Origin of the sequence: Staphylococcus sp. 11511212 (assembly GCF_011394755.1) — a bacterium.
In the GTDB taxonomy this organism is placed as follows: domain Bacteria; phylum Bacillota; class Bacilli; order Staphylococcales; family Staphylococcaceae; genus Staphylococcus; species Staphylococcus chromogenes.
In genome coordinates this window covers 899823-912869 of sequence record NZ_JAANBQ010000003.1, presented here as the reverse complement: position 1 = coordinate 912869, position 13047 = coordinate 899823, and the positions used below count along the sequence as shown (strand labels likewise).

Annotated in this window: 14 protein-coding genes; 6 read left to right on the top strand and 8 right to left on the bottom strand. The window is 36.9% G+C overall.

Translation table 11 applies throughout. The features are described from left to right. Positions 1-337: 337 nt before the first annotated feature. A complete protein-coding gene (locus tag G8Y84_RS05830; protein WP_037572307.1) occupies positions 338-1402 on the bottom strand; it encodes an NAD(P)/FAD-dependent oxidoreductase in 1065 nt (354 codons plus the stop codon). Between the two features lie 295 nt (positions 1403-1697). Between G8Y84_RS05830 and G8Y84_RS05825 the strand changes: the two genes are divergently transcribed. The 6 genes from G8Y84_RS05825 (at position 1698) to G8Y84_RS05800 (ending at position 7161) form a co-directional block, all read left to right on the top strand. Next, a complete protein-coding gene (locus tag G8Y84_RS05825) occupies positions 1698-1934 on the top strand; it encodes a YuzB family protein (protein WP_103158898.1) in 237 nt (78 codons plus the stop codon). A gap of 13 nt (positions 1935-1947) precedes the next feature. Then, positions 1948-2307, top strand: coding sequence for a HesB/IscA family protein (locus G8Y84_RS05820; RefSeq protein WP_103158899.1), 360 nt, complete (start codon positions 1948-1950; stop codon positions 2305-2307). Positions 2308-2553: 246 nt separating this feature from the next. After that, the gene (locus tag G8Y84_RS05815) at positions 2554-3756 is read left to right on the top strand and encodes an NAD(P)/FAD-dependent oxidoreductase (protein WP_037572298.1); all 1203 of its coding nucleotides are present in this window, start codon (positions 2554-2556) and stop codon (positions 3754-3756) included. Between the two features lie 81 nt (positions 3757-3837). Beyond that, positions 3838-5316: a M17 family metallopeptidase gene (locus G8Y84_RS05810; RefSeq protein WP_103158900.1), complete on the top strand. Its 1479-nt coding sequence runs from the start codon at positions 3838-3840 to the stop codon at positions 5314-5316. 135 nt (positions 5317-5451) lie between these two features. Then, positions 5452-6765, top strand: a complete 1314-nt coding sequence (locus tag G8Y84_RS05805) for a Na+/H+ antiporter family protein (protein WP_105962979.1) — start codon at positions 5452-5454, stop codon at positions 6763-6765. A gap of 21 nt (positions 6766-6786) precedes the next feature. Further along, entirely contained in the window at positions 6787-7161 is a 375-nt protein-coding gene (locus tag G8Y84_RS05800) for a PaaI family thioesterase (RefSeq protein ID WP_103158902.1), read from the top strand. 62 nt (positions 7162-7223) lie between these two features. Here G8Y84_RS05800 and G8Y84_RS05795 read toward each other — a convergent pair whose 3' ends face one another. The 7 genes from G8Y84_RS05795 to G8Y84_RS05765 are packed head-to-tail and all read right to left on the bottom strand — an operon-like array spanning position 7224 to position 12993. Next, the gene (locus G8Y84_RS05795; RefSeq protein ID WP_037572287.1) at positions 7224-7580 is read right to left on the bottom strand and encodes a Na+/H+ antiporter subunit G1; all 357 of its coding nucleotides are present in this window, start codon (positions 7578-7580) and stop codon (positions 7224-7226) included. Then, positions 7558-7851, bottom strand: a complete 294-nt coding sequence (locus G8Y84_RS05790; protein WP_037572285.1) for a Na(+)/H(+) antiporter subunit F1 — start codon at positions 7849-7851, stop codon at positions 7558-7560. The genes G8Y84_RS05795 and G8Y84_RS05790 overlap by 23 nt, the downstream gene beginning before the upstream one ends. Beyond that, entirely contained in the window at positions 7848-8330 is a 483-nt protein-coding gene (locus G8Y84_RS05785) for a Na+/H+ antiporter subunit E (protein ID WP_037572284.1), read from the bottom strand. Before G8Y84_RS05785 ends, G8Y84_RS05790 begins: the two co-directional genes overlap by 4 nt. After that, positions 8331-9830 (bottom strand): Na+/H+ antiporter subunit D, encoded by a 1500-nt coding sequence (locus G8Y84_RS05780; RefSeq protein ID WP_037572282.1) that lies wholly within the window; start codon positions 9828-9830, stop codon positions 8331-8333. It lies immediately after the preceding gene. Next, positions 9820-10167, bottom strand: a complete 348-nt coding sequence (gene mnhC1, locus G8Y84_RS05775; protein WP_037572280.1) for a Na+/H+ antiporter Mnh1 subunit C — start codon at positions 10165-10167, stop codon at positions 9820-9822. The genes G8Y84_RS05780 and mnhC1 overlap by 11 nt, the downstream gene beginning before the upstream one ends. Then, positions 10167-10613: a Na(+)/H(+) antiporter subunit B gene (locus tag G8Y84_RS05770; RefSeq protein WP_084275994.1), complete on the bottom strand. Its 447-nt coding sequence runs from the start codon at positions 10611-10613 to the stop codon at positions 10167-10169. The genes mnhC1 and G8Y84_RS05770 overlap by 1 nt, the downstream gene beginning before the upstream one ends. After that, on the bottom strand, positions 10576-12993 hold the full coding sequence (locus tag G8Y84_RS05765) for a Na+/H+ antiporter subunit A (RefSeq protein WP_165806184.1): 2418 nt from the start codon (positions 12991-12993) through the stop codon (positions 10576-10578). Before G8Y84_RS05765 ends, G8Y84_RS05770 begins: the two co-directional genes overlap by 38 nt. Positions 12994-13047: the final 54 nt, after the last annotated feature.

The following is a 13047-nucleotide window of genomic DNA, read 5'->3' as shown; positions in this document are numbered from 1 at the left end:
AAAAGGGGATTGGGACATAAAGGTTACCAATAATTAGAAAGCCATCAAAATTTACCTGACTATAAATTTTGATGGCTATTTTGATACAAATTAGTTCATAAAAATTGAGTTGATAATGCAAATTTTATAACTTTAGAGCGGTGAATAATTATAGCAAATTTGATTGATTCCTAAGCCGAGACTTCTGAGGCGCCTAGAAAAGCGAGGTTTTTTGGAACAATCAAATACATGAAATTAATTATGTCCCAACCTCTTTTAAATTTTAGGCTCTTTGTCCTAGTTAAAGGCAATCGTTAACGACTGAAGTTGTAAACGATCATTTACCTTGTTGTTTTGCTTATCCATTATGATATTTATAAAGCCAAAGCACACCTGATTTTAAAATGGAAGCAAGGCGTCCAGTCACTGTTTTATCCATCAAGTAAGCAAATCCCTTTTTCTCACCTAATGAACCTAAGAAACCTTGGATTTTAATTTCTGGCATATGTTCAGGGAGAGGCTGGCCTTGCCATTGTGTTTTCAATACCGTCGCTATTTGATCTGCTTGTTCTTCAGCAAGCTGAGCACTCGGTGCATGAGGTAAATCCGCGCAATCTCCAACGACATACACATTAGGATACGTTGGGATTTGGTGATACTGATTTAACACCACACGGTTACTACGACTTAAATCTATGGGTAAGTTACGAACAAGCTCAACAGGTTGAATGCCCGCTGTCCAAACAATTAAGTCATGTTCATTTTTCGTTTCTTTATTGTATAAAATTCCAGGTTCTACTTTTACGATATCAGAATTTGGGACAACTGTAACATCATGTTGTTCAAACCACTTTTTAACGTAGTTACTGAGCTTTTCAGGAAATTGATTTAAAATACGGTCGCCTCTATCATATAAAAAGATTTCAATATCACTTCGACTTTCACGCAATGCACTCGCAAGTTCAATACCACTCAATCCTGCCCCCACGATGCCGACTTGTGATTTTGAAGGTAAATCGCAAATATCATGATAAGTTTTACGCGCATTAGGTAACGTTTGGATACTATATGTATGTTCTTTTGCGCCAGGGACATTATGGTACTTGTCTTCACAACCTAACCCGATGATGAGTTCATCATAATCTACACGTGTTTGCCCTACAGAAACAATCTGTTGCTCTAAATCTATATCTGTAATTTCTCCATAGACGATGTTCATACGTTCAGATTTTGGAAATCCAACACGTACCTCTTTGTCTGATTTAGAACCTGCAGCCAGTGCATAAAATTCTGTTTTTAACCCATGATAGGGCATACGATCTATAAGCGTAATTTGATACTCTTCAGGTAATGCATCTGGTAAAATCCGTGATAAAATACGCATATTACCATAGCCGCCGCCTAATAATACTAAATTCTTCATTGTAAAATTCCCCTTTAATGTTGATTTGATATCATGCGACATCTAACATGTATTTACCCCAAAACATGCTAGAAGGTGATTATATTAGAATGAGATTCAGACATCATTATTCCATATTAATTATAAACGTTTTTGTATGTGCGTACAAACAATCGTCAAAATCTCGACATAATTTATTCATTTAATTGTGGGTCATCAATATAAAAGGTGATATGAGTCATAAGCGCGTCTCATAGAATGTGAAGTCAGAGTTTGTTATAATGAGAATACTAAAAAATATGCGAGAGGGTGAAATATGAATCCTATTGTTGAATTTTGTATCTCGAATATGGCACGGGGTTCGGAAGCGGTTTATCAAACATTAGAAAATGATCCAAATGTCGATGTTTTGGATTATGGTTGCTTACAAAATTGCGGAATTTGCTCGTCAGGATTATATGCGCTTGTGAATGGCGATTTAGTAGAAGGCGATACTGCCGATGAGTTGCTTCAAAATATTTATGCTCATATAGAAACAACATGGATTTTTTAAGGGAGGATTTTAAATGCCAACAGTAATACTTACAGAAGCTGCGGCTTATGAAGTTAAAGATATGTTAAAACAAAATGATATGCCTGAAGGATATTTAAAAGTTAAAGTCAATGGTGGAGGTTGTACAGGACTCACATACGGTATGACTGCAGAACAAGAACCAGGAGAAAATGACGAAATACTAGAATATTTTGGGCTAAAGGTGCTTGTTGATAAAGAAGATGTGCCAATTTTAAATGGAACAACTATTGATTATAAACAATCTCTCATGGGTGGTGGCTTCCAAATCGAAAACCCTAATGCAATTGCTTCATGTGGCTGTGGAAGTTCATTTAGAACGGCTAAAGTCGCAGGTACTCCAGAAGATTGCTAAAAATATAAAAAGTGAAACATTGAGAGATGCTTCACTTTTTATTCAGGAATTAATGAAAGCGCTTTCTGCAAAGTGTAGGCTTCTTTACGTGTACATATTTGACTTAGATGATTAACTTGAATTCGTTGTTAAAAAAATATAAACTATTAATGGACTGTATTTTACAATTTTGTGTACATTAAAAGTTATGAGGGTATACAGTATTAAAAGTATTTACAATATTTATGAAGGAATAGGTGAATTGAAATGGCAGAACGTAAAAAAGTGCTTGTTTTAGGTGCAGGCTACGCTGGTTTACAAACTGTAGTTAAACTTCAAAAGCAATTATCAGAAGAAGATGCACAAATTACATTAATTAATAAAAATGACTATCACTACGAAGCAACTTGGTTACATGAAGCATCAGCGGGGACAATAAGTTACGAAGACTTATTATACCCAGTTGAAAGTGTATTAAAAGACAATGTTGAATTTGTACGTGCGGAAGTCACTAAAATTGATCGCAATGCTAAAAAAGTGGAAACAACGCGTGGTATCTTCGACTTTGATATTTTAGTCGTTGGTTTAGGTTTCGAATCAGAAACTTTTGGTATCAACGGAATGAAAGAATATGCATTCCAAATTGAAAACGTGCATACAGCTCGTAAAATTGCACGTCATATTGAAGATAAATTTGCAAACTATGCAGCTTCTAAAACAAAAGACGACAACGATTTAGCGATTTTAGTAGGTGGCGCAGGATTTACGGGTGTTGAATTTTTAGGTGAGTTGACAGACCGTATTCCTGAACTTGCGAATAAATATGGGGTGGATCAAAGCAAAGTTAAAATTACTTGTGTTGAAGCAGCTCCAAAAATGTTACCAATGTTCTCTGACAACCTAGTGAATCATGCGGTAAGTTACTTAGAAGGTCGTGGCGTTGAATTTAAAGTAGGCACACCTATCGTTGCAGCAAATGAAAAAGGATTTGTTGTAAAAGTTAACGATCAGGAACAAACACTAGAAGCTAACACAGTTGTATGGGCTGCAGGTGTTCGCGGTAGTCAATTAATGGAAAAATCTTTCGAAGGTGTAAAACGTGGTCGTATCGTAACGAAACAAGATTTAACAATTGAAGGTTATGATGATATTTTCGTTATCGGTGACTGTTCAGCATTTATTCCAGAAGGTGAAGAGCGTCCATTACCAACGACAGCACAAATTGCAATGCAACAAGGTGAACACGTAGCGAAAAATATTCAACACATTTTAAAAGGTGAACCAACAGAAAACTTCAATTATGTTGACCGTGGTACAGTGGCATCATTAGGTAAATATGAGGGTGTAGGACTTGTTTATGGTCGCGAAGTCACTGGTAAAAAAGCAGCATTTCTTAAACGTGTTATTGATACACGTGCTATCTTTAAAATTGGTGGCTTAGGTTTAGCTTACAAAAAAGGTAAATTTTAAGTCCACAAATATTTAGGCTAGATAGCGCCCTAGAAAGAGGCGCCATCTAGCCTTTCTTTATATCTAAAAAGGAGTGTTTATATGACAACACAAGAGACTAAAATGATTCAAGTCATAGGAATTCCTGAACATTTAAACCAATATTTAAATGAGGCAAAACAAAATGAATCACTCATTAAAGGCCTCACAGAATTAAAAACACGACAAATTATCAGTTCTAAATTAGGAGAAATCCGAGACACTGCGATGATGTTGGATGAAGAAGTAGTACGCGTAATTACAGTTGGTCTTGGCAATTTAAAAACATTAAATGAAGCAAACTATTTAGAAATATGGGGAAATGTTTTTCAATACTTAAAAAAACAAGGGATATCGGAAATTTCTATTGTCACTCCAACGTTCTATGCAAAATCTGTTGAGTCAAACAAAATCTTCCAAATTTTAGGATTACAACGCCAACAAGCGCTGTACACGTTTGATTCGTATAAGTCAGATAAGAAGCCACCTTATCATTTACAAATTACGTTTCAACCTGAAAGAGAACAACAAGAGATTGCTTCGGTACAGGTAGGTGAACACATAGGGAAAGCCATTAATTTTGCACGGGATTTAGGAAATATGCCTCCGAATATTTTAACTCCAACGTATTTTGCCGAAATAATAAAAGAGTATTTTGAGAAAACAGAAGTACAAGTTGGAATTAAAGATGAAAATGACATACAACAAGAAGGATTTGGCTTAATTCATGCAGTCGGAAAAGGTTCTGTACATGGACCTCGTTTAATTACACTGGAATACCGTGGGAACCCTGAAAATCCTGATCAGTGTATTGCCTTGGTAGGGAAAGGAATTACGTATGACTCAGGGGGCTATTCCATTAAGTCTAAAACAGGAATGCCAACAATGAAGTATGATATGTGTGGTGCGGCTAATGTAGTAGGTATGGTTGAGGCGATTCAATCACTCCAATTAAAAGTAAACGTGGTGGCGGTGATTGCTGCTGCTGAAAATATGATTGCAGGTAATGCGATGAAACCGGATGATGTATTCATTGCGATGAGTGGAGAATCTGTTGAAGTTCCAAACACCGATGCTGAAGGGCGATTAGTGCTTGGAGATGCTTCATTCTATGCTGCGCAATATCAACCAGAATTAATAATGGATTTTGCCACATTAACAGGAGCTGCAATTGTTGCATTAGGGGAAGACAAGGCCGCGGTATTTAACAAAGGCGTACCACATAAGACACTCAACGCAATATTAGAACAAGCGACTCGAGCAGATGAGCCCGTTTTTGAACTGCCTATTACAGAAACAGAACGGCGTAATATTAAAAAATCTGATGTCGCAGATTTAACTAACCACGTAAATGCTGATGGTAAAGCGTTGTTTGCGGCGGCATTTATTACACACTTTAGCGGGCAAATTCCTCACTTACATTTTGATATTGCAGGACCGGCAACAACCTCTAAAGCAACTTTTAAAGGACCAAAAGGGCCAACCGGATTTATGATTTCAACCATTATTCATTTTTTAGAAGAGGAATACGGGCAACAGTAAGACTAAGAAAGTGCTACAGATACATCATTCTGTACTGTAGCGCTTTTTTATTTTATTGCATTGACATCAATTTGTGAAACTGTTATGATTTGCATAACGCTTTAACACGATAATGAACTAAAGGAGATTACGGGAATGAATGCAGTTTTAATTGCAGTATTACTTATGATTATTTTATGTTTATGTCGCTTAAACGTTGTCATTAGTTTGTTTATTAGTGCGCTCGTGGGGGGCCTTATTGCAGGATTACCTTTAGATAAAACCATTACAACGTTTACAGAAAATATCGTTGATGGGGCAGAAGTTGCACTCAGCTATGCGCTATTGGGTGGTTTTGCTGCGCTTATTTCATACAGCGGTATTACAGATTATTTAGTGAATCGAATCATTGATGCGATACGTCAAGAAAATACAAAGGTTTCGCGTATTAAAGTTAAAGTTTTTATCATCATCAGCTTATTAGCATTAAGTGTGATGAGTCAAAATGTGATTCCTGTCCATATTGCATTTATTCCAATCGTGATTCCACCGTTACTCAGTTTATTTAATGAGTTGAAAATGGATCGACGATTAATTGGGGTAATTATTGGGTTTGGTCTATGTTTTCCATATGTATTATTACCTTTTGGATTTGGACACATTTTCCATGAAATTATCCAAAAAGGGTTTGAAAAGGCGCATCATCCCATTGCATTTGGAATGATTTGGAAAGCGATGTTAATTCCAGCGAGTGGCTATATTATCGGATTAATTTTAGCACTATACTTCTATCGTAAACCCCGTGATTATAAAACGGTAGAAGTGACAGATAAAGCAGGAGAAGTGACTTTAAAACCGTACGTTATTCTTGTCGTCATTGTTGCAATACTCGCGACATTTATCGTTCAAACTGTGACAGATTCTATGATTTTCGGTGCATTAGCTGGGGTGCTGGTATTTTTTATTTCTGGTGTGTATCAGTGGAAAAATTTGGATGCGCAGTTTGTCGATGGGATTAAAATTATGGCCTATATTGGCGTCGTAATTTTGACTGCGAATGGATTTGCGGGTGTGATGAATAAAACAGGGGACATTGAGAAACTTGTCAGTGGACTGACAACACTCTCTGGAGGAAATATGTTTGTCAGTATTGTGCTCATGTATTTAATAGGATTGATTGTTACTTTAGGCATTGGCTCTTCGTTTGCCACAATTCCAATTATTGCAGCGTTATTTATTCCGTTTGGTGAGTCACTTGGAATGAGTACAATGGCTTTAATTGCATTAATAGGGACAGCGAGTGCTCTCGGAGATTCTGGATCTCCAGCGAGTGATTCTACACTAGGTCCTACCGCAGGTTTGAATGTCGACGGCCAACATGATCATATTCGAGATACATGTATTCCTAACTTTTTATTCTATAATATTCCGCTCGTCATCATGGGTACTGTTGCAGCACTTGTATTATAATAAATTTGAGGAGGCGCAACGATGACCAATTTAGTTGAATTATTAGAAATGAAAGTGCTTGAGCAACAAGAAGGCTACTTGAAAATGGAAATGCCGGTAAGTGATAAAGTGAAGCAACCTTTTGGCTATCTCCATGGGGGCGCCACAATGGCTTTAGGTGAGACCGCTTGTTCACTAGGGTCTGCTAACCTTTTAGATACCTCAGAAGAGATACCTGTTGGTTTAGAAATGAATGCCAATCATATTAAATCAGCAAAAGAGGGTTCAGTGATTGCTGAAGCAAAAATCATTCATCAAGGTCGAACAACGCATGTATGGGATATTAGAATTACAGATCATCACGACAACTTAATTTCTGTAATGAGAGGGACCCTCGCAATAAAAAAATTAAAATAAAAAAGCTAAGTTGCAAGTGAACATTTAATTCACGATATAAGCAACTTAGCTTTTTTGAGTTATTATAGTTTAGTTCCGTTTAAATCATCTTTAACCTCATCTAGCTTCAAACGTTTTGAAGCCGGTGTTTTTAGGTTATAGGCTGATTTTAAGATAAGGTGACTTGAAAGAGGTCCTGTGATAAAGACAAAGAGAATTCCAATTAAAAGTTGAAAATTCACATAACCTTCTTTACCTATAAAATAGATGAACACGCCAGTCAATAAGAGCATCGCGCCAAGTGTAGCTGCTTTACCCGCAGCATGGGCACGTGAGTATACATCATCTAGTTTTAAAATCCCAATCGCAGCTAAAGCGCTGAATAAAGCACCGATAATGACAAGAATGATTCCAATACTAATCACGATCGTTCCGGTCATGTTCAATCACCTCACCTTTATCCATAAATTTAGCAAATACCGCTGTGCCTAAAAAGGCAAGAATTCCTATTAAAAGTATTGCTACAATCATATAGTGTGTCCCTAAAATAATCGAGAATAGCCCAACAATGGCCATAAGTTGAATGCCAATGGCATCTAATGCAACCACACGATCTGGTAGAGAAGGCCCTAATATGACGCGAACTAACATCGCTAAAATCGACAAAACAACGATAATTAATGCAATAATGATAAAAATGTCATAATTCATGAGGATTCACCGACCTCCTTGACCGCTTTTTCTAGAGAATTTTTAATGGAAGCGACCTCTTCTTCTTTAGTTGAGAAATCTAAACAATGAATATACAAACGTTTCATATCATCATTCACGCCAAGAACAACCGTACCTGGAGTTAATGTAATTAAGTTAGATAATAAGGCGACTTGCCATTTATGTTCTAAATCCGTTTCATAGACGAAAAATGCAGATTCATTTTTAGAATGGGGTTGCATAATTACTTTAAATACGTCGAAGTTTGCTTTAACAAGTTCAACGATAAAGATTAGCGCAAGTTTAACAATTTTATAGAGCGTAATGAGATAAAAACGCCCTGGTAAAATCTGACGCATTAAAAATACAAGTAATAAGGCGAATAAAAATCCAAGTACAAACGAATTCATCGTGTAACTTCCAGATAAAAAGAGCCAAAAGACAGCGAGAATAATATTAATTAATATTTGAACTGCCATTTAAACGCCTCCTAATACGCTATGAATATAAGTCTCTGGTTGATAGAAAGATTTCGCTGCTTCTGAGACAAGAGGATATAATTGTCCGGCAGAAAGTCCAAATACAACCGTAATGATGACTGAAAGTATAGCTACCGCTAATAGTCCGCGGTGATGTAATCGTGGATTGTAAATATAGCCATAGCTTTTACCAAAGAAACCACGTAGAAAAATATTCATCACAGAATACAGTACAACGAGACTAGAAATAAGGACGATGATACCACTCACGTAAAATCCTTTTTCAAATGTGGCTTGGACGATATAGAGTTTTCCGTAAAAACCACTTAAAGGTGGAATTCCGGCTAAACTCAAAGCGGCGATGAAAAAGGTCCATCCTAACACGGGATAATGATGGATTAATCCTCCAAATTTACGTAGATCAGTTGATTTCGTAATTTTAAACATAATTCCAATCAAAAAGAATAAAGCGGCTTTGACAAGCATATCATGTAATGTGTAATAAATAGCGCCAATCATTCCTGATTCGCTCATCATGGCAACTCCCACGAGAATAACACCCACGGCAATCATAATATTGTATAAAATGATGCGTTTTGTATCTCTATATGCCACAGCGCCGACTGAGCCGAAAATAATCGTCAGTAGGGCAAGTGTCAAAATCGTATAGTGCGAAATGGACAAAGTATCTTGGAAAAACAAGCTCATCGTTCGTGCAATAGCGTAAACGCCTACTTTTGTTAATAGTGCACCGAAGAAAGCGATAATCGCAAAAGGCGGTGCGTAATAAGCGCCAGGAAGCCACACGTACATCGGGAAAGCACCTGCTTTTGTTGCAAACACAAAGATGAACAAAATGAATACGATACTGATTAACCCAGGATGTGATTTACCTACTTCGGCAAGTTTCACACTGATGTCAGCCATATTCAAAGTGCCGACAACAGAATATAAAATACCGACACCGATGACGAAAAAGGCTGAAGAGACAACATTAACAAGTAAGTATTTCACACTTTCTTGCAGTTGAATCTTTGTTCCCCCAATTACCATCAAGCCATAAGAAGCCATTAAGAAAACTTCAAAAAAGACGAATAAGTTAAAAATATCTCCTGTAATGAATGCGCCATTAATCCCAGCTAACATAAACATGACAGTAAAATAGTAATAATAAGTTTCACGATGTAACCCTATAGATTGATATGAAAACAAAATAATCAAAACAGTAATGAGTGTACTCGTCGTGACAAGTAATGCGCTAAATAAATCTAAAACAAACACAATACTATAAGGGGCTTTCCAAGAACCTAATTCAAGGATAATGGGATGCCCTGCATACCATACGTTCACTAAATTCCAAATGGCAAAGCCTAAAGTAATCAACGTCCCAGTTAAAGCAATATAGCGTTTAATAAATGGACGTAGACCGCTAAATATAAGAAAAATCGTAGTGACCACCGGGACTGCCACAAGTAAAATTATCAAGTTCTCATTCATCATCTTCCTGTGGCACTCCTTTCATACGTTCTACGTTATCTGTGCCTAATTCTTTATAGCTTCTAAATGCCAATACTAAGAAAAAGGCTGTAACAGCAAAGGAAATAACGATAGCTGTCAAAATCAAGGCTTGGGGGATAGGGTCAACGTAGTTCGATACATCTTTTTCATAGATCGGTACGTTGCCCGTTTTTAATCCTCCCATTGTAAGTAAAAATAAATTAGCGGCATGTGACAAGAGTGCGGTACCGATAATAATACGTATCAAACTTTTAGAAAGAATAAGGTACACGCCAATTGATGTTAACAAGCCACAAATGACAATTAAAACAATCTCCATTACTCATTCTCTCCAATCGTTAAAATGATAGTTAATACAGTACCGATAACAACGAATAAGACACCTGTGTCGAAAAGTACGGCTGTGTGAAGGTGCATGGGTGCTAGTAACGGTAAAGGAATATCGACTGACGTATGTGTAAAGAAATTTTTACCGTAAAACCAGCTCAGCATAGGTGAAAACACACAAAAAGCAAGACCGAGTGCGATTAACTTTTTAAAATCCCAAGGAAAGACTTTGCGTAATGTTTTAACATCAAACGCTACTGCAATAATGACGAGCGCACTTGAAACGAGTAAGCCCCCAATAAATCCTCCCCCTGGAGTATAGTGTCCGGCTAAAAAGAGTGAGAAACCGAACATCATAATTAAGAAAAAGATGATGAGTGCAGAATATTGAGAGATTAAATCATTTTTCTGTCTGTTCAATTTTCTCAACCCTTTCATAACCATTTTTGTGCTTAGCACGTAGTTTAATTAACGTGTAGATCGACATGCCCGCAATACCAAGCACTGCCGATTCAAACAATGTATCCGTACCACGGAAGTCAACTAAAATCACGTTAACCATATTTTTACCTTCTGCAAGGTCATAGACATGTTTTTTATAAAATTCACTAATAGAAACAAAATGACGATTACCATATGCAATTAAACCGAGAATCGTAACAATCAAACCTACACTGATTGAGATGATGGCATTAACAATTTTAAATTTAGGCGTTTCGTTATAGCGGCTCATATTAGGTAAATGATAGAAACAAAGTAAAAATAGTGCAGTTGAAATCGTTTCAACCACGAATTGTGTTAAAGCAAGGTCAGGCGCATTAAAGAAAATAAAGAAAATGGCCATAGAATATCCTACTGCACTGAGCATGATAATACTGAACAGACGTGAACGTGCAAAGATAATCATCACGGCTGCAATAATAATTGTAATGACTGAAATAAATTCGTATGGGCGAACAGGTGATACGTGTTTGAAATCAAAAGTAAACGGTACAGAAATTAATGTAACCACCGTAATAATGATTAAAGTTGTAAATATAATCACTAAGTTGTTTCGACTAAACCCTGTCATATAAGTGCGTGTTAATTGTGTCGCATAATATGGGGAATAACGACCTGTTTGATCATACCAATGGTTTAACGTTAAGAATTGAGGTAAACCTTTGATAATACCGACCCATTTCTTGTGTGTGAGGAGTAAAAGTGCTCCTACAATGTAAATCACTAACGTTGCGAAAAATGCAGGGGTAAATCCATGCCATAAATGGAATTCAGCCGTTACATTATTAACGTTACCAATTGATTTTACAGCTGGCTCAACAAGTGGCCCTGAAACAAGGCTCGGAAATAATCCAATAGCAATGACTAAAGTTGCTAAAATCGTAGGTGAGATATTCATCAGCCATGAAGCTTCATGAGCCTTATGGGGTAGAGCTTCAGGTTGATGTTTGCCTAAGAATATTTCAGAGATGAATTTAAATGAGTACACGAATGTAAAAATGCTCCCTACTATCGCAACAATAGGTAATAAAAGACCTATCGTATTCAAGCTAAAGAGATGTGCGTTTGTCACTTCTATCATGGCTTCTAAAAATTGTTCTTTCGATAAAAACCCGTTAAATGGGGGCACGCCTGCCATACTTAATGAAGTGATGATCGCTAAAGTAAATGATATTGGCATGATGGTCATCAAACCACCGAGCTTTTTAATATCACGTGTCCCTGTGGCATGATCTACGGTACCCGTAATCATAAATAAAGCGCCTTTAAAAGTGGCATGGTTGATTAAATGAAAAATGGCTGCACTGTAAGCGGCGACATAAAATTGATTTTGAGCGCCAGTGTAATGATAGCTTACAGCTCCGATTCCAAGCATTGACATAATCATCCCAAGTTGAGACACAGTTGAAAAAGCGAGAATCCCTTTTAAATCTTGTTGCTTGGTTGCGTTTAGAGAACCCCAAAAGAGCGTCACTAAACCAAAGAGCGTGACTGTCCAAATCCACCCTTGCGAAATTGCAAATACAGGCGTAAAACGGGCGATAAGATAAATTCCTGCTTTAACCATTGTTGCCGAATGCAAATAGGCGCTGACAGGAGTTGGGGCTTCCATTGCATCCGGTAACCAAATGTAAAATGGAAATTGCGCTGATTTTGTCATTGCTCCAATGATGATGAATATCATAGCAAGTATGAAAAACGGTGAATCTTGTATCTCGCTGACTTGCGTGAGAATTTCTCGAATGCTCCAAGTCCCTGAAGCAATATAAAGTAAAATAAATCCTCCAAGTAATGATAAACCACCGAATACAGTAATGAGCATAGACTTCATTGCGCCATAGAGCGATTTCTCCTTATGACGCCAAAATGAAATAAGTAAGAAACTTGAAAATGAAGTTAACTCCCAGAATAAATACAGAGTAAGCAAATTATCTGAAAGTACAACGCCTAACATGGCGCTCATAAACATTAGCAAGTAACAATAAAAATTGCCAAGTTGTTCAGAACGGCTTAAATAACTAATAGAATATAGTACAACTAGACTCCCAATACCAGTAATTAACAAACTAAATAATAAGCCGAGTCCATCTACATATATGTCAAAATTCATTCCGATTTGAGGCATCCACTTTACAGATGCTAATTGGTAATGACCGGACATCGTAGGTTGAAGATACGTTAAAAAGTATACGAACAACACAACTGGAATAGGTAACACAAACCATCCCAAATGTACACGTTTATAAAAACGATACAAAACAGGTATGAGAAGTGCGAATATCAACGGCAAAATGACCGCAATATGTAACCAACTCATAAATTGTCCTCCTTCATAAAACTACATTACCTCTATTATACATGATTATGAAAG